The following is a 22,035-nucleotide window of genomic DNA, read 5'->3' on the forward strand; positions in this document are numbered from 1 at the left end:
TAATTGTTAATTAAAAATTGTATTGAATTCGGGCAAAAAGCTGCCTTCCCGGAAGATTACTAATTTGACCGGGATCTGTATAATCAAATAAATTATTGGCGCCTGCCTGAAGTAATAATTTATCCGTTATATATTTTGAAATTGATAAATTGGTTATCAAATAGTCATTTACAAACTTGTCGTATTTATCCAGAATGTTATTGTTATTGGTATCGAACATTCCATATTTGCTGCGGTAGAAAACACGTAAATTAATATCCGTTTTTATTTTTGGAATAGTGTATGCAAACTTCATATTAGCTGTATGTTTAGATCTGTTGAATAATCCGAAATAATCCGATTTATTAATCTGAACCGTTTGCAATTGCGAATTTCTTATGTATTGATGATCTTCAAAATTGTCCACAACCGATTTATCTTTCGCAATTAGATATTGATATCCAAGCGAAATTGTAAATTCCTTACTGAAAGTATAAGTAGAATTATACTCTACTCCGTAAGTAAAAATTTCACTGATATTAAAATAGCTAAAAATATTCTGACCATTGTTTTTTTGAGCTACAGCACGTGTATCAATTAAATTTTTTATTGAATTATAAAATGCATTCACTTCTAATTTAAGTTTGTTTCTTTTGTAAAAAGTTCCAAAATTAAAGTTTACACCACTTTCTGCTTCCAATGGATTTTCAAAACTTATTCCTGGCGCCCTTGATAAAAGCTGGCCCTGATTTTCAAATTGGTTCAAACGATCTTCTGCCACATTATAACCCAAAACTGTATATCCAACTGAGGGATTCGTAAAATCGAAAAACAACTGACGAAAATCTGGTGCTTTATAACCATATCCTACAGAACCTTTCAAAGAAAAATTATTGTTGATTTTATAATTTACAGCTAATTTTGGGCTAAATTGTGATGCGTATTCACTATGACTATCATATCTAAATCCAGTAAGGATATTCCATTTCTCTGAAGGATTATAATCATATTGTATAAAAACATATTGTGAATTAAAGTTTACATTTTTAGCAAAATAGGTCCTGTCTAAAGTTTCATAATTCAATCCAATGCCCGAAGATAATTTGTTGTTTTTTATTGATAAGGTTGTTCTGATTTCTGGTCGAAAAAGCCATTGATCATAATATGATTTTTCAAAAAGCAAATTGTCCTGATCATTTAAAAATGAATCATTTTTATAATTGGTAGTATATAATTCATATTCTGAATACAACTTAGAATTCCACTTATGCTCAAATTTAACTTGCGCATTCCACTCTTTTTCTGTTGCATCGCCATTATATTGTTCAGAATCAATTATAGCAGCATTATTCATCTTTTGATTATAAAAACGATTACTAACAATTAGCTTCAGATTTTCCGAGAAATCGTAATACAATTTTGGCTGAATTGTAGTATTATAAAAATTTTCGATATTTTTTAATGGCGTAGTTTTATCTAAATCATATCCGTCAGATGAATAAAAATTAGTAAATAAGTTAGCAGAAAGCTTCTTCTTTTTCCAAAGAAGATTTGTATTTATATCATTCGTATTAAAAGTTCCATATCGATAGGAAAGATTCCCAGAAAACACATCTTTTACAGGTCTTTTTGTAATTACATTAATCACTCCTCCCATTGCTTCTGAACCATATAAAGCTGATGACGCCCCTTTTACAATTTCAATCCTCTCTATATTTCCAACAGAAACTCTTGACAAATCCAAAACTCCGGCACTTCTGCCTACAAGAGGAACTCCATCAATCAGAATCATGGTATAAGCCGCATCTAAACCCTGCATCTGAATTCCTTCAAAACCACTTTCATCAGGTATTAAAATAATTCCTGTCTGCTCATTTAGAATTTCATTTAGTCTCGTAACGCCTGATTTTATAATCGTTTCAGATGTAATAATGACAACTGGCAAAGGTAATGAAGACACTATCCTTTCTGTTCTTGTTGCTGTAACAACCGTTACTTCATTTAACTTCTGCGTTTTTAAATTACCCGTGGTTTCTTCATCCTGACCAAACGAAAGTTGACAAAAAAGAAAAGTTGTAAAAAGGATAATTCCGGTTTTCATTATTTTTATTTAATCTTAATAACACTGCAAATATATAATTATTTTTAATTATTCTAAATAAAGTTTATATATTTGCAAAAATAAAAACCAAAAATAATTATGATTACAAAGAGCCTCTATTTTTCAGCCATTATGGCTTTGACTTGTAGCCTTGGTTTCAGTCAGGACAAAAAGCAACAAGACATCAAATCAATAAAATCAATGTGCGGATGTTACGAAGTGAAATTTAATTTTGTAGAAACATTTCAATATCCTAAAGATTCAGCGACCTATAAACCTTCACAAACCAAACATGAATCAGCTTTGGAATGGGTAGAATTATTAGAAGACACCCCTAATAAAATTGTGATGCAACATTTATTAATTGTAAGTGACGACATGATTATCAAACACTGGAGACAGGACTGGTTGTATGAAAACACCTATTTATATTCATTTGACAAAAATACTTCTTGGAAATTCCAAAAACTGGATAAAAAAGCAGTCAAAGGACAATGGACACAAAAAGTATATCAGGTAGATGATAGCCCAAGATATGAAGGTTCTTCGACTTGGGTACATGTTGACGGAAAAGACTATTGGGCAAACGTGACTGACGCTCCGCTACCAAGAAGAGAGCACACAAAACGTAATGATTACAATGTTTTAAAAAGAAGAAACATTCATGAAATTACAGCTACGGGATGGAATCATGAGCAGGACAATGCCAAGTTAATCCGGGACGAAAACGGAAAAGATATTTTGCTGGCACAAGAAAAAGGATTTGATGTTTACACCAAAGTCCCAGATATTAAATGTATCGCTGGTCAAAAATGGTGGAAGGAAAACAATGCCCTTTGGAAAAACGTACGTGATAAATGGCAAACTGTTTTTGAAAGAAACAAAGACTTAAACTTAGAAGCAAAAGTCGACAAAAAAGCACTTTATTCGCTGTTGTTTGATTTAAAACCAAACGCACCAAAAGCAGAAAGTGATGCTATTATTGACAAATTCGTAAAATAAAAATGTTTGTGTTAGTTGTTAAAAGAGCCGATAGTTTTAGGACTATCGGCTCTTTTTACTTGGTCAAATTTAGTTTAAAACTATGTACTTTAGTGGATTTTGCTTTAACTTCTAAAAAAATAGCAGCCACAATCTTTACCATTTACTATTTACATTCTCTCAGGAACTTCAATTCCTAATAAAGTAAATGCTTCTTTTATGACTTCGGCAACTTTCTGCGAAAGCTGAACCCTGAATATTTTTTTGGTTAAATCCGCTTCTCCTAATATATGTACAGACTGGTAGAACGAATTATATTCTTTTACCAGATCATAAGTATAATTGGCAATCAAAGCCGGACTGTGATTTTGAGCAGCATTTTGTATAACTTCAGGAAAAAGTTCAATTACTTTTACCAGTTCTTTTTCTTTTTGGTGTAATTCCTCAATACTGACTTTAGCAGAGAAATCAAAATCTGCTTTACGGATTATGGATTGAATTCTCGCATAGGTGTACTGAATAAACGGGCCTGTGTTTCCTGCAAAATCAACAGATTCTTCCGGATTAAACAAGATGCGTTTTTTAGGATCTACTTTTAAAATATAATATTTTAAGGCTCCCAAACCAATTGTTTTATACAATTTCGCTTTTTCTTCGTCAGAATAGCTGTCTAATTTCCCTAAATCTTCCGAAATCTGTTTGGCTGTATCCGTCATATCCTGCATTAAGTCATCAGCATCAACAACAGTCCCTTCACGGCTTTTCATTTTTCCGGAAGGCAAATCTACCATTCCGTATGATAAATGATATAAACTTGAAGCCCAGTCAAAACCTAATTTTTTAAGAATCAAAAACAAAACCTTAAAGTGATAATCCTGCTCGTTGCCAACCGTATAAACCATTCCGCCCACATCCGGCATATCTTTTACACGCTGGATTGCAGTACCAATATCCTGTGTCATATAAACTGCAGTACCATCAGAACGCAATACAATTTTACGATCGAGACCTTCATCTGTCAAATCTATCCAAACTGAACCATCAGGATCTTTTTCGAAAACACCTCTGTCCAGTCCAACCTGAACTACATCTTTTCCTAATAAATAGGTATTGCTTTCGTAGTAATATTTATCAAAATTAACCCCAAGATTGGTATAAGTAGTCGCAAAACCATCATAAACCCATTGGTTCATTTTTTTCCAAAGTTCAATTACTTTTTCGTCACCAGCTTCCCATTTCTTAAGCATTTCCTGAGCTTCAACAATAATTGGAGCCTGTTTTTTAGCTTCTTCTTCTGTTTTACCTGTCTCTATTAATTGATTAATTTGGGCTTTGTAAGCTTTATCAAACGCTACATAATATTTACCAACCAACTTATCTCCTTTTAATCCGGAGCTTTCAGGAGTTTCTCCGTTTCCAAATTTCTCCCAGGCCAGCATCGATTTGCAGATATGGATTCCTCTGTCATTTATGATTTGGGTTTTGTAGACTTTTTTACCGGAGGCTTTTATGATTTCAGCCACAGAATAACCTAACAAATTGTTACGAACGTGACCTAAATGCAAAGGTTTATTGGTATTTGGTGAGGAATATTCTACCATAATTGCTCTGTCCTCAGGATTTGGCATTACATGACCAAACTTAACATGATCTTTTATTTCATTAAAGAAATTCAAATAATAACTATCCGCAATTACAATGTTTAAAAATCCTGACACTACATTAAATCGTGCCACTTCAGTAACATTTTCAACGAGATAACTTCCAATCTTATTTCCTAATTCGGCAGGATTGCTTTTAATCACTTTCAGCAAAGGAAAAATAACCATTGTAATATCGCCTTCAAACTCTTTTCGGGTAGTCTGAAATTCAATTTTATCAACAGTAACATCAAATAAGGCTTGTATTGCTTTTTGTATAGAGGGAGAAAGAATTTGTGATAATGACATGTAAACTTGTTTTTTAAATGAGCAAAGATACTGCTTATTCATCAATTACAGAAAACGAAAAAGATATAAAATACCACAAAAAAATAGGAATTTTTGAAAAATAGCTCCAATTGAACACATAAAATTGTCAAAAAAATCAAACACTTAATCTCTTATAAAACAGCGTTTAGTAAAAAAAACAAAAAATTATTTAAAATATTCTGTAACATATCGATGATTAAATAGTCTTAATAGCAACTTTAAAATTCATTTAAAAACTTAATCAAAGCAAATAATCATCATCAATCAATCAAAATAATCAATTATTACATTATGAAATTAAAATTTTTTCTGTTAGCATTACTGGGTGTAATGACAGCAGCTCAAGCCCAAAATTCAGGAACAGTTTCCGGAAAAATTACAGAAAAATCAAACAATGCCCCTATTTCTTATGCTACTGTTACTATCAAAGACAACGGGAAAGTAATATCCGGAGTAAATACAGATGAAAATGGAGACTTTACAGTAAAGAATTTGGCTTTAAAAAGCTATTCTGTCGAAATTCAATATATTGGGTTTAGAAAATATATAGGTTCTCTAATTTTAAGCGAAAATAAAAAAACAGCAACCTTTAATGTGTCTCTTGAAGAAGAAGCTACTCAGCTTAAAGGCGTAAACATTATTAATGAGCGTTCTACAATTGAACAAAAAATTGACAGAAAAGTGATTACTGTTGGTAAAGATTTAACTACAGCCGGAGCTTCTGCATCTGATATAATGAACAACATTCCATCTGTAAATGTGGATCAGGATGGTAAACTTTCGCTTCGCGGAAATGACAACGTTCGTGTATTAATTGACGGAAGGCCTTCTAATATTGATCCTGCACAATTATTAAAACAAATTCCATCGACTTCTATCAAAAAAATTGAGTTGATTACCAATCCAAGTGCCAAATACAATCCGGAAGGAATGTCCGGAATCATTAATATCATTTTACATAAAAATGCCAATACAGGTTTTAATGGCAGCTACAGTGGCGGAATCACTTTTGGAGAAGTTGCCAAACACAATCAATCTTTAGACTTAAATTACAAAACAGGTAAAGTAAATTTCTTTGGAAATGTGGGTCAAAACTTCGGAACTTATTATAATGAGGGTTTCATTAAAAGATTAGACCAGGATCTTGTTCAAAATATCGATGTTGTAAATGATAATGATTCGTACTTGTATAAAATTGGTATGGATTATTTTATTGATGACCACAATACCTTGTCATTTTATACTAATCAAAACAAATCAAATGGCAAAGGATTTGTAAATACTGATATTGATTATAACAATGTAGCTGATTCAGATATTTCTAACATTTTTCAAAAATCAAGATACTGGGGACCCGATCAGGTTGGAACCTATAATTTAGCTTACAAACATATTTTTAAAAAAGAAGGTCACACATTAGATTTCGAAGCCAACTATAGCGATAATAAGAAAACTCAAAACGCTTCTTTTGATACCAGAACAACAAGATTAGATGATTCAACAGCTGATGTTTTATTTGAAGATTACCTAAAAGGAACTCGAAAACTAAGTACCATAAATATTGATTATGTTAATCCTCTAAATGAAAAAACTACGCTGGAAGCCGGTGCAGAAGCAAGAATAACAAGAACAGATAATGATTACATTACAGGCAACCCTGGAATTCCTGCTACTGACCGTGTTTCTAATTATACTTACGACACTGATATTTATTCTGCTTATGTAACTTTTGGACAAAAATTCACCAAATTCAGCTACCAGGTAGGCGCTCGTTTTGAAAGTTATAAAGCAGCGGCCAATTTAAACTTTGGTGCAGATAAATTTGATGATGATTATATTACGCTATATCCATCTGCCTATTTAACGTATAATTTAAATGAGAAAAATACTTTTCAATTGAGTTACAGCCGTCGTGTTGACCGCCCTAGTTTAGAGCAGACAAAACCTATCCGTGAGTTCGCTACACCATTAGTAACATCATTAGGAAATCCGGAGTTAAGACCTCAGTTTACCAATTCTGTTGAGTTAAATTATACAAAAACTCTCGAAAAAGGAAGTTTTACTGCCGGCGTTTTTGTTAGAAGCATCAACGATCAGATTAGTAGAATTTTATATCCAGATAAAGCAGATCCAAGCGGTGAAAAACAAATCATGTCTTATACCAATTACGATCATAATACTGCATACGGATTCGAAATGTCTTTTAATTACAAAATCACAAAATGGTGGGATATTTCGCCATCTATTGATTTTTCCAGTATTGATCAGCAAGGAATTGTATTTTTATTCGATCCGGCAGACAAATCAAGTAAACCTTATGAAAGAAACATTACTGTTGCCGCATTTAACGGACGTATGAACTCCAACTTTAAAGTGAATAAACGACTAAGCTTTTTAGCTTTCGGTTTTTACAGAGGCGCAGTTGACGGACTTCAAAATGACAGTCATGAAATGTACAAGATGGACATAGGTTCCCGTTATACATTGCTGGACAACAAAATGAATATAAGCGTTCGTTTTAATGATGTTTTCAATACTATGAAATATGCTTTTGACACCATGTATCCTTATCCTCAGGCGGGGCAGTTTACCTGGGAAAGCCAAACGGTTTATTTGGGTTTAACTTACAACTTTGGAGGTGCAAAAATCAAAAACTTACAACGTAAACAAAGAGATGACAACACTAATAAAGGTGGTGGCGGAATGTTTTAACCACTCTCTTATATCTAGGATTTTAATATTTTTGAATTAGTTCTTGTAGAAAAAAAGCCTGAAGTATGTAAACTTCAGGCTTTTTGATATTTATAAATGTGCCAATAAAGCTTTTATCTCTTCTGGATCAGCAATTTCTGCTTCTCCCGTAATTGCTGAAGAATGATAAAACGTTGGCGTTAATTTTTCCTTTAATAATTCAATATTTGAAGATCTCAAACCTCCTCCGGGCATGATTACAATTCTGCCTTTTGCTAATCCCTGAATTTTTTCTAATTCAGAAATCCCTTCAACCACATTTACGCCTTGTCCTGAAGTCAAAATTGTTTCAAACCCACAATCAATTACATCTTCCAGGGATTGTTGTACATTTTTAACAACATCAAAAGCACGATGAAATGTACAAGGCAAAGAACCTGCTAAATTGATCAACTCCTGATTCCGGGTTTTATTTACACTCCCGTCAGAATTTAAAATTCCAAAAACAAAACCATCGATTCCTAATTTTTTAAACTGCTTTACGTCTTGTTTCATCGCAACAAACTCTTCATCTGAATAGACAAAATCCACACCTCTGGGCCTTATTATTACATGCATTTTTATCGATAACTTTTCCCGAACTTTCACCGTCAAAATATAATTAGGTGTTGTTCCTCCAAGATGCATGTTTTCGCACAATTCTATTCGGTGAGCTCCATTTTCCTCTGCAATAAGAGCAGATTCATAATTAAAGCAGGCAATTTCGAGTTGGTTTTTCATTTAAATTAAAGGTATTAACTTATAATCTTTCATTCCGAAAAAAAGATTTCTCATTTCTCAGCAAAATACTAAAATATAAATTATCATTTTATATGTTTCGAAAATCTCATAATAAAATGCTAATAAAAATTTCATTCCTCTTATAAGTTTATATTTTTGCCTTATGTTAAATTCAATCAGACAAAATAAACAACTGAGATTCTTTTGTGTTTTTATGGCAGTGTATCTTCTTAATTGCAGTGTTGACACCAATGATTTTAACTCAAACTTTACTGCAGAAAATTCATCTATAAACTATCAGGAAAGTATTATAGAACTAGTTGTAGAAAAAGTTTTAGGGTATCAAAATGCAATTCCTGAAATAGATGATTGCGACTCTGACAACCACACTATATTGAAAAAAACGGTCACATTAGACTTTTTTACGCTTCCTTTTTTTGCTATCCGTATTGGTGAGGCTGAATGCGAATTGGGGACTAAAAACACCTGTTTAAGCAATTCTGCTCCATTAAAAACTTATTTAGAAATTCATTCTCCTCCTCCCGAGGCTTAATTTGTTTATTTCTGTTTCATCTGATTTTGTTTTTCCAAAAGAAAAGCAAAGCCAATTTATGTTTAACAAAATCCAACAAATTATAATGAAAAACAATTCATTAAACAGCATCATGCTTTTAATTAGTATAGCATTGACAATTAGTGCAAATGCTCAAATCAAAAACCAAAATGAAAGTACACTTGACAGTCTTTATATTCAAGAAGTGGAGAACATAAAACGACCGGTAAAAATTTTACATGCTGAACCCTTATATATTGATTTAATTAGGGATTTAGGAGCCCGAAAAGGTGAAAAAGAATGGAACGTAGGTTTTGGACTTACTGATAAGAATAATTATGATGAATATTTAACATTGATAGAATATGAATGGGCGCCAATAGATCGATTGGGACTCGAAGTCGAACTGCCTTTCACAATTTATCCATCCAATAAAAATTCTGATGTACCGGGCAGCAAACTAAATGGATTGAAATTAGCAGCCCAATATTCATTTTTTGTATCCGAAAAACTCAAAACATCAATGGCCATTGGCTATATCCATGAATTTGAGTTGACTGCCTTTAATCAATACGGAAACAGCAAATTATTTACAGGAAACATCTACAATCCATTTTTTGTAATTGCAAAGCGATGGGGGAATAATTTTCATACACTTCTTTACACAGGACCAGCAATTAAACATCATTTTGAGGACAATTCGACCTCAGCTTCCTGGCAAATAAACACTAATTTTCATTATATGATTCCGGGCACCAAAAACTTTATAGGTGTCGAATTTAATAAAGACCTCCATAAAGAAGATTTTGACATGATTATACGACCGCAAATGAGAGTTGGCATTGCCGAAAATCTTTTAGTGGGTATTGTTACAGGAATTCCAATTAGTAGGGAAAATGAAAGATTTAGTACTTTTTTAAGGTTAATTTACGAACCCAAACATTAACTAAACCATTAGCGCTGAAATAGATTTGGCTGGCAGATTTAAAGCCTGCAAGGTTGTAACACTATTTATTAGAAGCAAAATACAATAAAGTATATAGTTTTAAACTTATATCTGTGACCCATAAAATCCCCTAAGAATTATACTCTTAGGGGATTATTTTTTTTCAAAATATTAAAAATTTACCATTTAATAATAGCACTTGCCCAGGTAAATCCACTTCCAAAAGCAGCTAAAACAACTGTGTCCCCTGATTTTATTTTTCCTTGTTCCCAAGCTTCTGTCAAAGCAATTGGAATTGAGGCTGCAGTTGTATTTCCGTATTTCTGAATATTGTTATGTACTTTATCATCAGACAATTTGAATTTGTTCTGAATGAATTGTGAGATTCTCAAATTCGCCTGATGCGGAATCAGCATGTCGATATCGGAAACCTGTAAACCATTTGCTTCTAAACCTTCATTGATTACTTCTGCAAAACGAACTACTGCATTTTTAAATACAAACTGCCCGTTCATATACGGATAATAACTTTCGTCATTTGGGTCGTTATCCGCTAAAATATCTGTTACCCATCTCGCCCCCATTCCTGGTGCCTGTAAAGCTAGTTCTTCGGCATGTTGTCCTTCAGAATGTAAATGTGTTGATAAAATACCTTTTGTCAAATCTTCTTCACGGCTCAAGACAGCGGCTCCTGCTCCATCTCCAAAAATTACTGAAACACCACGCCCACGAGTTGTCATGTCTAACCCTGTTGAATGTACTTCAGAACCAATTACCAAAATATTTTTATACATTCCGGTTTTAATATATTGATCCGCTACCGAAATAGCATACACAAAACCCGAACATTGATTTCTTACATCAAGTGCCCCTACAGTTCGTAATCCTAAATCACGTTGTACTAAAACCCCTGGTCCAGGAAAATAATAATCCGGGCTTAATGTTGCAAAAACAACAAAATCAATATCTTCTTTGGCAACACCTGAACGCTCGATAGCTATTTTAGCGGCTTTTACACCCATTGAAGTGGTAGTATCTTCTCCACGAATAATATGTCTTCGTTCCTGAATTCCTGTTCGCTCCTGAATCCATTCGTCATTGGTATCAATAATCTTCGACAAATCATCATTTGTCACCACATTTGAAGGAACATAATATCCTAAGCCTGCTATTTTTGAGTGATACATATTCTTTTTGTTATTTGTTAAAAAATTGGACTGTAAATTTAAACATACTTTAAAACATTAGCGTACAAATTACTACTTTTTTAGTAATTAACAATTCGATATATTCTTAAAAAAATATTTTAGTCAACTCTAATTTGTTTTATAAATCGAAAAAAGAAGACAATAGCACAAGAAATGTAACAAGATTACAATACTTTAGACTAACCAAATATATCCTCGCTTTTTTAAAAACAAAAAATTGAACTTATGAAATTAAAAGTAACCCTGCTTCTATTTTTAAATCTTAGTTTTATTGCTTTTGCGCAAGAAAACCTAACGTATCAAAAACCTTCCAAATCAATTTTAGATTTGGCCAATTATGAAAGAGCACCTACCGTATCAATGGATACCAAAAAAGAGTATATGCTTTTATCCTACAGAAATACTTACAAAACTTTAGATGATCTAAATCAGGAAGAACTTCGTTTGGGAGGTTTAAGAATTAATCCGATAACCAATATTTCGAGTACCGTAACATATATCAACAATTTTAAAGTACGAAAAATAAATGGCAAAGAGGAAGTACAAGTTTCCGGCTTGCCAGACAATCCAAAAATAAGCAACATACTTTGGTCTCCAAACGATAAGAAAATTTTATTTTCGCATACCACAAATTCGGGAGTTGAGCTTTGGGTATTGGATGTCGCCAGTGCCAAAGCAACTAAGCTTACTGAAGGAACTTTAAATGCCAATCTTGGAAATCCGTTTAGCTGGTTTTTAGATAACGAAACTATTTTGGTCAAGTTGCTGCCAAAAAACAGACAACCCCTACTTGATTCCAAAAAAGATTTGCCAACAGGTCCTATTATTTCAAATACTTCCGGGGAAAAATCTCAAAACAGAACTTATCCTGACATGTTAAAAAACAAAAATGATGAAACAAATTTTGAAAACATTATCACCTCTGAATTATACAAAATTAACCTAAACGGAACTGCTGCCTTATTTAAAGAGGCAGCTATGTATGCAGGAGAAAAAATATCGCCTGACGGAAACTATATTATGCTAACGACAATCCAAAAACCTTTTTCGTATGTTGTACCGTTAAACAGGTTTCCTTCTAAAACGGTTGTTTATGATAAAAACGGTGCGGAAATAAAAATAGTAAACGAAGTTCCGCTCAATGAAGTTATACCAAAAGGTTTTATGGCTGTTAGAAAAGGGAAAAGAGAAATGGCATGGAGAAATGATAAACCGGCCACTTTATCTTATGTATTAGCTTTAGACGAAGGAAATCCTGCTAATAAAGTAGATTTTAGAGATGAAGTTTTTCTTTGGGATGCACCATTTACAAATAACGCCACTACTTTAGTAAAAGTACCTCAGCGATTTAACTATATCACTTGGGGAAATAACAACACAGCAATCCTTTCTGATGAATGGTATGACACACGAAATACAAAAACGTACCTGATAAACCCTTCAAATCCTGACCAGCAACCCAAAGTGATTTCAGACAGGAATTCGCAGGATATTTATGCCGATCCCGGTATTTTCGAAACCAGGAAAAATGAATACAACAAATATGTATTGGCTATTGAAAATGACAATGCTTATAGAATTGGTGAAGGTTTTACTAAAGACGGGCAATTTCCTTTTATTGATGAATTCAATCTAAAAACATTACAGACCAAACGTCTTTATACTTCAACTTATAAAGATAAAAAAGAAGATTTGTTAGCAATAGAAGATTTTAAAAACGGAAAGGTTTTAGTTCAGATTCAATCAAAAAATGACTATCCGAATTATTATTTCAGAAACATCAAAAAAGAAAATAGCCTGACTCCTATTACAACTTTTAAAAATCCGTTTGAAAGTATTAAAAATGTTAGCAAAGAAGTGATTAAATACAAACGAAAAGATGGTGTCGAATTATCTGGCACATTGTATCTGCCTGCTGGTTATGACAAAGTCAAAAAAGAAAAATTACCTTTATTAATCTGGGCTTATCCGGCAGAATATAAAGATAAAAGCAGTGCGGGGCAAACAACTCAGAATCCAAACGAATTTACTTTTCCTTACTATGGTTCCTTTGTATATTGGGTAACGAAAGGATATATTGTTTTGGATGATGCTGCTTTTCCTATAATTGGAGAAGGCACAACAGAACCAAATGATAACTTTATCACACAATTAGTTGATAATGCAGAAGCTGCAATAAATGCTGTTGATGCCTTAGGATATATTAACCGTAAAAAAGTAGCAGTTGGAGGACATTCTTATGGAGCCTTTATGACCGCCAATCTATTGTCACATTCCAATCTTTTTGCCTGCGGAATTGCACGAAGCGGAGCTTACAACAGAACCCTGACCCCATTTGGGTTTCAAACTGAACAACGTAATTACTGGGAAACTCCATCTGTATACAATACCATGTCTCCTTTTATGAATGCTGATAAAATGAAAACCCCAATTTTATTAGTACATGGCGAAGCCGATAATAATCCAGGTACTTTCACTCTGCAAACAGAACGCTATTTCCAGGCATTAAAAGGATTAGGTGCTCCTGCAAGAATGGTAATTTTACCAAAGGAATCACATGGATATGCTGCCAAAGAGAACATTTTACATTTACTTTGGGAACAGGACCAATTCTTAGAAAAATATTTAAAGAACTAATTATATTCAGTTTTCTAATTCCAGAAAAAGCCCCTAAACAATAAATTTAGGGGCTTTCATTTCTGTCATTTTTTAATCTTAACCTTTTAACCAGGCATTTTTAAGTTTGTCTTTTGATGGATCAGTAGCTTTAAAAGTTTCTTTTTCTTCGTATGGTAATTTTACTGTTCCTTTAATAGTTTGTTCTTTACCGGCACGTTTTATCTGAACTGTAACAGCATCATTTTCTTTCCAGACCTCACTTTCAGAAATCAAATCGTAAATATTAGCCAGGGAATAGGGTTTATTGTTTATGGATATGATAACATCCCCGCCTTTAAGATTTAAATTTGTAAAAAAAGGATTTAATTCGACATTAGGACGAACACTTATTTCTTGCGTTTTCTGGTCTACTGCTATATAAGGAACTTGCCCTTTAAGAAAAATAGATCCGGGAACTTTTTCACTTGCTTTTGTTACCCCTGCTTTTGCTAAATAAGTATCATACGAAATTGGAGTTGTTCCGGCTACATAAGTCTCTAAAAATTCTCCTACTTCCGGGTAAGTTAACTCTGTGATTTTAGCAAAAAGTTCATTATCATTAAATGGTTTTTCAACGCCATATTCTTCTGATAATTTATGCATCAAGTCCAGAATTCCTCTTTCGCCGCTGCTTTTTTCCCTAATAATGATATCAATACACATTCCAATCAAAGCACCTTTTTGATATACGTTCAAATATTGGTCTTTGTAAGGCTGCTCTAAAACATTTTTACTCATTGTTGTAAATGACATGGTATCGTTTAAGCCTTTGGCCTGTTCAATTTTATCTGCAATACGAGTATAAAATTCGGCCTCATCAATTAAGCCCTGATTAATTTGAAAAAGATTAGCAAAATATTCTGTTACACCTTCATACATCCATAAATGCTCTGACATTTTTGGTGCATTATAATCAAAATACTGAATTTCTTTTGAGTGAATAGTCAATGGTGTTACTATATGAAAAAACTCATGCGATACTACATCTTTCATAGATTCTACCAACTTTTCCTTCGGCATCGATTCAGGCAAAACAACCGTAGTTGATGTTGGGTGCTCTAATGCCCCAAAACCATGGGCATCGTCTTTTGCCATGCTTGATAAATATAATAAGACAGTATATTTTTTAGTAGCATTCACTTTACCTAAAAAGTTTTTCTGAGCAGTCATCATGGTTTTCATTTCTGGTGTGATGCTTTCTGCCGTAAATTTTCCTGTTGGCGAGTAAACTGCAATTAAAATATCCATTCCGTTTACATTGAAAGTTGTATAATCCGGCTTAGAATACATTATCGGATTTTCAACTAAAACAGCATAACGAGGCGTTACAAACACATCACTTGTATTACTTGCATCTTCATCTGTCATTGATGTTGCTCCCCAGAGTGTTTCAGGATGCGTAACCGTTACTTTATAAGGGGTGTCCAGTTTATCCTGAAAATAACCTACAAAACCATGTGTATTCAACATAAAGTTTTTACCCGCATCTATATTAGTTCCTGCTGGTGAAAAAACATCATCATTACCAAATCCTGTCCCTTTTTCAGTATCAAATGTATCCCCAACTAAATAAGTAATTCTTGATAATATTTTTGCATTGGAAACAGACCAGGAATTATCATCAATCCTTTTTACTGTCAATGCATTTCCTTTAGCATCAAAAGCTTTAAAATCATCAGAATATTTACCATAATTATCCGTAGAATATGTTCCCGGAACAGTTTTAGGAATGCTATAGATAACCTCATCCGTTTTTATTTTGGGAGCTGTAACCGTAACCAAAACCCTGTCATCTTTTACATCAATAAGATTAATATTAACATCAACCGTATCGTTTTTAGCAGCACCAGAAGTACTACCTGTTTTACAGCTCCAAAATGCTACTGCAAGAGCTAATGTGTAAATTATTTTTTTCATTTGTTTGTGTTTAGTATTTTTATAAGTCTTACAAAATAAACAATTGTTACAGGAAGGATATAAATATAAAAAAACTCCTGTATTTCAGGAGTTTAAATTTAGTCTAGCTTATTTTTTATGTAATATTTACCATCCAGATCCTCATCAAAATCGTCTATTTTAACCGGTTTTGGTTTTGGCTTATTTGCAATGGCCTTTTTTTTCCACATCTCAAACTTTTCAAGAGGCATTTTCTTCTTCATTATTTCCAAAACTTCTTTTTCTGAAAATCCGAATTCTTTTTTTATAATTTCGAATGGATTTCTTTCTTCCAGTGCCAGCGAAACAAGTTTTTCTGTTTGTTCCCAATTCAATTCTTTGCGGTTACTCTTTTTCATCACGTGAAAATTAATTCAAAATGGAGATTAAATGATTAATAGATTGATTTTCAATTTAAGTATCAATATTAATAAAAAAAGTAATTAGTTCATCAGATTGAGTATCTTTTTTTTATTAATTATAGCTATTTTTTACTAATTCTGGCTTTCGAAACGGAATTTGCAATAAATCATTCAATTTATCCATTTTCTACTTCTGTCATATGAATATCAACACTATGGGTTACGATTTTCTTTGTTCTCATAAAAGCACCCTTAAAACCCGATATTGTTGAATAAAAAAAGAAAATCAAATATAAATATAAGATTTTCTCTCTTCAAAATAAATTACTTCCCGCAGTATTTATGTTTTTTTAATCAGGCTGATTATAAATAATAATACCCATGCTCCACCAACGGCAATTAGAATCTGCCAAAGAAGTCCGCCACCACCAATACCGAATCTACCAGCAATCCAGCCGCCAATGATTCCGCCAATGATTCCAACGATGATATTACCAATTAATCCAAAACCTGCTCCTTTCCAAATCTGGCCTGCTAACCATCCGGAAATTGCTCCAATAAGTAAGAAATACAAAAATTCCATAATTTTAAATTTTTAATGTTAGTAATGAATATATTATGCTTCGTTGTGATTTTGCAATACTGTTTTATAAATAAATCCAGCCACAATTGCACCCAAAATCGGAGCTGCCCAAAACAGCCAAACTTGCGATAATGGTTCACCTCCGGTAAAAACAGCCTGAGATAATGATCTTGCAGGATTAACAGAAGTATTAGTGATTGGAATACTAATTAAATGAATTAAGGTTAAAGCTAATCCGATAGCGATTCCGGCAAATTTTCCGTTTGCAAATTTATCTGTAGCACCTAATATCACTAATAAAAAGAACAAAGTAAGAACAAATTCAGCTATAAAGGCTGATGACATAGAATAACCATCTGGTGAAAATGCACCAAAACCATTAGATGCAAAAGCACCTGCTCTAGTATTATCTATTACATTTCCGGCTTTTCCGGACCAAATAATAAACAATGTTCCGGCAGCGGCAAGAGCACCAATACATTGTGCTATTATGTATGGAATCAAATCTTTTGCAGAAAATCTTCCGCCAGCCCATAATCCTAAAGATACAGCAGGATTAAAATGTCCTCCCGAAATATGCCCAACAGCATATGCCATTGTTAATACCGTTAAACCAAATGCTAACGAAACACCTGCAAACCCAATTCCTAAATCGGGAATTCCCGCTGCAAAAAGAGCGCTTCCACAACCTCCAAAAACAAGCCAAAACGTTCCAAAAAACTCTGCAAATAATTTTTTCATAATAAATAATTTTAATTAGTGGTTAATAGTTAAAAAGTATATTGGTATGCCCATAAAATCAATAAAAGTTGTAAAGGCAATCGCAATAGTAAAACCCATTTTGATAAACCAAAACTTGCCTCCGTATTTTGATACATGAAAAGATTTGCAGGAAATACGGCAATTAGCAAAGCTATGATTCCCCATGCGGCAAATTGAGTCAAAGAAGGTAACATTAGGAGAATACCTAAGACTATTTCGGCTGCTCCGCTTAAAATATTTAATAATTTGGGATTTGAAAAATAAGAAGGAATAATTTTAAGGTACATTCCCGGGTTTCTGAAATGGTTAATTCCCGCAATTATATAAATAAAAGCCATCAAATATAAGTGCCAGGATAAATCCATGATAGTTCTGATTTTAACACGAATTTAATAAAATTTTAGGACTACTCACCTTTAAGTGTGATTTTTTTTACAATTAATTCAATTGTCCCTTCTAAAATTTATATTCATTATAATGATGGCCAGGATAATAAAAACAATTCCAACCCATTGCAGAAAAATAACTTTTTCATTTAATAAAACAAAAGCCATCATGACAGAAACAGGAAGTTCAAGTGCAGAAACTATACTTCCTAAACCAATTCCGGTTAATGGAAAACCTGCATTCATTAGCATTGGCGGTATTATGGTTCCAAAAAGTGATAGCACAATACCCCACTTCAGAAAAATAGTACTATTAAAAGGAGTTATCTGAGTAGCAAATGCAAACGAAAAAACAATTATTGCGCCACCCAAAAGCATATATAAACTTCGCTGGGCTGAAGAAATATTGATTGCTACCCTATTTGCGGTAAACATAGTGGTTGTAAAAGATGCTGCTGCCAGTATTCCCCAACCTATGCCTCTCCAGTCAGGTTTTACATCATTATTAATGATATTGGTCGCAAGAACAGTTCCGACAAGAACAATAAAAACGGCAATTATTTTTTGTTTTGATGGGAATTTCTTTTCTAAAATCATTTCAAGCAGAACACCCATCCAAACAGTTTGCATCAATAAGACTATACCAATTGAAACAGGAATATATTTTACTGCCAGATAATAGAATAAACTTGTCATACCTAAGGAAGTACCTGCTAACATTAAATTAAAAATGTTTTGGGGTGTGGCTTTTACTACCTTTTCTTTATTTTTTATTTTCTGGAAAGTATTGATAAGCAAAACTCCAAAAATCCCTAATATAAATTGTGATGTAGTAACTTCTGCCGTAGTAAAACCTTCATCATAAGCCATTTTTACAAAAGTAGCTAACATTCCATAACTTGTAGCACCCAGCGCAACCAGAAAAACTCCTTTAAGAACATTTTTTTGCAACATTTTTAATCCTTTTTTAAATTTTGAGCCAGCAAAGATAAGGCATAGTTTCATCAAAAAATTTATATCCCAGAAAAGAATAGACAAGATTTTATGTGTAGTTATTTTCTTGGGTTTTAATCAAAAGATTCCGATTTAGAATTTCACTTATTGCATTATATCATTTAATTAAAACATAACAAGATTTCTGAGCCGACAGTCGCAGCCTCTGATGATTTTATAAAAATTTTGAATTTAGAACTTAAAAACTCCTGAAAACCAGTTTTAAAAATAAAAGAAGGATTACAATCTTAAAAACCCGATCACTAATTATTTTTCAAAAATTAAACGCCTTACACTATTCATTAAAACATTTTTCTTTATTTTGCAGCAAAATCTAAAGAACAATGAAAAAATCAATTATTGCCTTTGTTGCAATTGTACTGTTAATCTCATGTGACAAAAAAGAACCTACTGATGGTTTGCACTTAACCGGAAACATAAAAGGACTAAAAGAAGGCACTTTATATATCCAGAGAGTAGTAGATACGGCACTTGTAGCCATAGACAGCATTAAGATTGAAGGCAATTCAGCTTTTGAAAGCAATATAAAATTAGAATCACCAGAAATGCTGTATTTATTTTTGGATCGCGGGGTTACCAACTCCTTAGACAACAACATTATGTTTTTTGCTGAACCGGGAAAAATAAATATAGATACCAATCTTGATAATTTTATATATGGAGCAAAAATAACAGGTTCAAAAAACCAGGAATTATATGAAGAATATATAAAGATAAACTCTCGTTTCAATGATGAAAGCCTTTCATTGGTTGAAGCAAAATTCAAGGCACAGAAAAGACAAGACCAAAAAGCGCTTGACAGCATCAACGCAAAAAACGATTCAAATATTAAAAGGAAATATCTATTTGCCACTAACTTTGCCATTAATCACAAAGATCATGAAATAGCTCCTTATATTGCTTTGGCTGAGATTTACGACATTAATATTAAGTTTCTGGACACCATTCAGAAGTCAATGACTCCTAAAATAGCAAAATCATTATATGGCAAAAAGCTAACTAAGTATGTAAATACTATCAAACAACAAGAGAATAAATAATCTTTATTATAAACAAAAAGTCCTGAAAAAATTTTCAGGACTTTTTGTTTATAATAAAGACCCCAGATTGATCCTTAATCCAGATTGAAAAATCAAATCCAGATTCAAATCATTCTATACGATATCAAGAACGATACATTGTCAACTATATTGAATTATTTTGACAACAGAAGCACCAAATGCTTCAGCAGATCTTTTTAAACCACTCCTATGAAAGCCCATAGATTTAGGTTGGGACTCAAAGTCTGCAAGGTTGTACCACTATTTATTAGCCACAAATTACACAAATTAGCACTAATCAATTTGTGTAAATTTGGCTAATATTTTTTTAGAGGCTAAAACAAAATGTACTAAAGTACATAGTTGTAAACCATATCTGAGACCAATAAAAGTTTTTAGATTTCAATTTAAAGACGTAAAAAATATAAAATTCTTCCTTTTGAGGCTAACTAATATTTATGCCTAAATTTTCTCGCTCCACAACATTTTGTGTTGATCCGATTGATCCCCCGGATCCCCTATTTTACATCTCGCATCAAAAATTATCCCATAAAAAAACCATCACTAAAAAGTGATGGTTTATGTTGAGCCGGCGGAGGGACTCGAACCCACGACCTGCTGATTACAAATCAGCTGCTCTAGCCAACTGAGCTACGCTGGCGACTCATTACGGGTGCAAATATAATCCTGATTTTCGTATTTCCAAAATAAATTTGCACTTTTTTATTATTTTTTTCGACTACAATTCGTTGATTTTAGCAATCAATTGATTTGCAGTTTGTTCCAATTCAACATTAATTTGTTTGAAGTGTGCTTTTTTATTCTCAACATTCTTAGCGTTTACTTTTGTGATTAAAGTATCAAAAGCAACAATAGCTTCGTCGATTAAAGCATTCGTTTCCGGAGTTGGGTTTCCTGTTGTAGACATCTCGAATAAGTAAACTGCTTCAATAATATCTCCTAATACGAAGTTGATGTCTTTTTTTAAATTTTTAACGTTTGCCATTTTATTTTAATTTTAATTTGCGACTGCAAAAGTACATATAATCTTTTTATTACGTGCTATGAAATGTAAATTTCTAAAATTGAAGCTTTTCCGCTTAAAATAAATGCATTTATCTCAGCCGGAACCAAAACAGTATCACCTTTACTATAGGACTGCTTAAAATCATCAGACTCAATTTCAAAACTTCCTTCAATACACATATAGACCGTAAAACTTGTTCCTGATTTAGAAACTTCAACTTTATCTTCTAACGGAATAAAATTGGTTGTAAAATAAGAGCAGTCAACCACTTCATTTGATATATTGATTTTCGATTCGTATTTCTTTTGAGTATCAACTTTTTTATAATTAATAGCATCTAAAGCCAGATCAACGTGCAGTTCTCTTGTGTTACCTTCAGCATCTTTACGGTCAAAATCATATAAACGATAGGTTATATCTGATGTCTGCTGAATTTCTGCTACCACCAATCCGGCACCTATGGCATGAACAGTCCCTGTTTCTAAAAAGAAAACATCGCCTGATTTTGCTTTTACATCATCTAAAATTGAAACTAAGGTCTTATTATTTAAATGATCCAGATATTCTTCTTTACTTGAGTTTTCTTTAAATCCAACAATGATTCTGGAATCAGGATCAGCCTGCATTACGTACCACATTTCGGTTTTACCAAAGGAATTATGACGTTCTTTAGCTAACTTATCATTTGGATGGACTTGTATAGATAAATCCTCACGGGCATCTAAATATTTGAAAAGCAACGGAAATTGTTTTCCGAAACGCTTGTAAACTTCCGTTCCTAAAATTTCATTTGGCATTTCCTCAATAAGCTGCACCAATGACTTGCCTTTTAATGACCCATTGGCAACAACACTGACATCTCCATTAACAGTTGATAACTCCCAGCTTTCCCCGGTAATTTTAGAAGTAATGGGTTTATTTAAAAGCGCTTTTAATTTTTCACCTCCCCAGATTCTTTCTTTTAAGATGGGTTCAAATTGCAAAGGGTATGTTTTTGAATTCATGTTTTTTTTGGGCTAATATCTTTATTAATTTAATATTGATGTAATACTATTTTTT

Annotated in this window: 18 protein-coding genes and 1 tRNA gene; 6 read left to right on the top strand and 13 right to left on the bottom strand. The window is 32.8% G+C overall.

What is annotated here, in order from left to right:
- Positions 1-10: 10 nt before the first annotated feature.
- Positions 11-2,080, bottom strand: coding sequence for a TonB-dependent receptor plug domain-containing protein (locus J2W48_RS04080; protein ID WP_310278466.1), 2,070 nt, complete (start codon positions 2,078-2,080; stop codon positions 11-13).
- A gap of 99 nt (positions 2,081-2,179) precedes the next feature.
- Here J2W48_RS04080 and J2W48_RS04085 point away from each other — a divergent pair, with 99 nt between their 5' ends.
- On the top strand, positions 2,180-3,082 hold the full coding sequence (locus tag J2W48_RS04085; RefSeq protein WP_310278469.1) for a DUF6607 family protein: 903 nt from the start codon (positions 2,180-2,182) through the stop codon (positions 3,080-3,082).
- Between the two features lie 149 nt (positions 3,083-3,231).
- Here the strand turns inward: J2W48_RS04085 and argS are convergent, their stop codons facing one another.
- On the bottom strand, positions 3,232-5,010 hold the full coding sequence (argS, locus tag J2W48_RS04090) for an arginine--tRNA ligase (protein ID WP_310278474.1): 1,779 nt from the start codon (positions 5,008-5,010) through the stop codon (positions 3,232-3,234).
- Between the two features lie 312 nt (positions 5,011-5,322).
- Between argS and J2W48_RS04095 the strand changes: the two genes are divergently transcribed.
- Entirely contained in the window at positions 5,323-7,743 is a 2,421-nt protein-coding gene (locus J2W48_RS04095; RefSeq protein WP_310278477.1) for a TonB-dependent receptor, read from the top strand.
- Positions 7,744-7,833: 90 nt separating this feature from the next.
- On the opposite strand, the gene J2W48_RS04100 is transcribed toward J2W48_RS04095, so the two are convergent.
- Entirely contained in the window at positions 7,834-8,502 is a 669-nt protein-coding gene (locus J2W48_RS04100; RefSeq protein ID WP_310278481.1) for a copper homeostasis protein CutC, read from the bottom strand.
- Between the two features lie 163 nt (positions 8,503-8,665).
- Here J2W48_RS04100 and J2W48_RS04105 point away from each other — a divergent pair, with 163 nt between their 5' ends.
- Positions 8,666-9,055 (top strand): hypothetical protein, encoded by a 390-nt coding sequence (locus J2W48_RS04105; protein WP_310278484.1) that lies wholly within the window; start codon positions 8,666-8,668, stop codon positions 9,053-9,055.
- Between the two features lie 85 nt (positions 9,056-9,140).
- Positions 9,141-10,001, top strand: a complete 861-nt coding sequence (locus J2W48_RS04110) for an HAEPLYID family protein (RefSeq protein ID WP_310278487.1) — start codon at positions 9,141-9,143, stop codon at positions 9,999-10,001.
- Positions 10,002-10,180: 179 nt separating this feature from the next.
- Here J2W48_RS04110 and J2W48_RS04115 read toward each other — a convergent pair whose 3' ends face one another.
- A complete protein-coding gene (locus J2W48_RS04115; protein WP_310278491.1) occupies positions 10,181-11,188 on the bottom strand; it encodes a 3-oxoacyl-ACP synthase III family protein in 1,008 nt (335 codons plus the stop codon).
- Between the two features lie 246 nt (positions 11,189-11,434).
- On the opposite strand from J2W48_RS04115, the gene J2W48_RS04120 reads away from it, so the two are divergent.
- Positions 11,435-13,846, top strand: coding sequence for a S9 family peptidase (locus tag J2W48_RS04120; RefSeq protein WP_310278494.1), 2,412 nt, complete (start codon positions 11,435-11,437; stop codon positions 13,844-13,846).
- 78 nt (positions 13,847-13,924) lie between these two features.
- Here J2W48_RS04120 and J2W48_RS04125 read toward each other — a convergent pair whose 3' ends face one another.
- From J2W48_RS04125 to J2W48_RS04150, 6 genes are all read right to left on the bottom strand, one after another.
- A complete protein-coding gene (locus J2W48_RS04125; RefSeq protein ID WP_310278496.1) occupies positions 13,925-15,784 on the bottom strand; it encodes a M61 family metallopeptidase in 1,860 nt (619 codons plus the stop codon).
- Between the two features lie 98 nt (positions 15,785-15,882).
- Positions 15,883-16,161 (bottom strand): DUF2805 domain-containing protein, encoded by a 279-nt coding sequence (locus tag J2W48_RS04130; protein WP_310278499.1) that lies wholly within the window; start codon positions 16,159-16,161, stop codon positions 15,883-15,885.
- 343 nt (positions 16,162-16,504) lie between these two features.
- Positions 16,505-16,747, bottom strand: coding sequence for a GlsB/YeaQ/YmgE family stress response membrane protein (locus tag J2W48_RS04135; RefSeq protein ID WP_310278502.1), 243 nt, complete (start codon positions 16,745-16,747; stop codon positions 16,505-16,507).
- 33 nt (positions 16,748-16,780) lie between these two features.
- Positions 16,781-17,488, bottom strand: coding sequence for an aquaporin Z (gene aqpZ, locus J2W48_RS04140; RefSeq protein ID WP_310278506.1), 708 nt, complete (start codon positions 17,486-17,488; stop codon positions 16,781-16,783).
- 29 nt (positions 17,489-17,517) lie between these two features.
- Entirely contained in the window at positions 17,518-17,874 is a 357-nt protein-coding gene (locus J2W48_RS04145; protein WP_310278509.1) for a DoxX family protein, read from the bottom strand.
- 78 nt (positions 17,875-17,952) lie between these two features.
- Positions 17,953-18,849: an EamA family transporter gene (locus J2W48_RS04150; protein WP_310278512.1), complete on the bottom strand. Its 897-nt coding sequence runs from the start codon at positions 18,847-18,849 to the stop codon at positions 17,953-17,955.
- Positions 18,850-19,232: 383 nt separating this feature from the next.
- Between J2W48_RS04150 and J2W48_RS04155 the strand changes: the two genes are divergently transcribed.
- Positions 19,233-19,949, top strand: coding sequence for a DUF4369 domain-containing protein (locus J2W48_RS04155; RefSeq protein WP_310278515.1), 717 nt, complete (start codon positions 19,233-19,235; stop codon positions 19,947-19,949).
- Between the two features lie 587 nt (positions 19,950-20,536).
- On the opposite strand, the gene J2W48_RS04160 is transcribed toward J2W48_RS04155, so the two are convergent.
- The 3 genes from J2W48_RS04160 to J2W48_RS04170 all read right to left on the bottom strand — a co-directional run bounded on the left by J2W48_RS04160 (position 20,537) and on the right by J2W48_RS04170 (position 21,980).
- Positions 20,537-20,610: transfer RNA gene (locus J2W48_RS04160), tRNA-Thr, on the bottom strand.
- A 78-nt stretch (positions 20,611-20,688) separates the two neighbouring features.
- Positions 20,689-20,955: a hypothetical protein gene (locus J2W48_RS04165; protein WP_310278517.1), complete on the bottom strand. Its 267-nt coding sequence runs from the start codon at positions 20,953-20,955 to the stop codon at positions 20,689-20,691.
- Between the two features lie 56 nt (positions 20,956-21,011).
- Positions 21,012-21,980: a type I phosphomannose isomerase catalytic subunit gene (locus J2W48_RS04170; protein WP_310278519.1), complete on the bottom strand. Its 969-nt coding sequence runs from the start codon at positions 21,978-21,980 to the stop codon at positions 21,012-21,014.
- Positions 21,981-22,035 lie beyond the last annotated feature (55 nt).

The sequence above is a fragment of the Flavobacterium piscis genome (genome assembly GCF_031457575.1).
GTDB classification, from domain to species: domain Bacteria; phylum Bacteroidota; class Bacteroidia; order Flavobacteriales; family Flavobacteriaceae; genus Flavobacterium; species Flavobacterium piscis_A.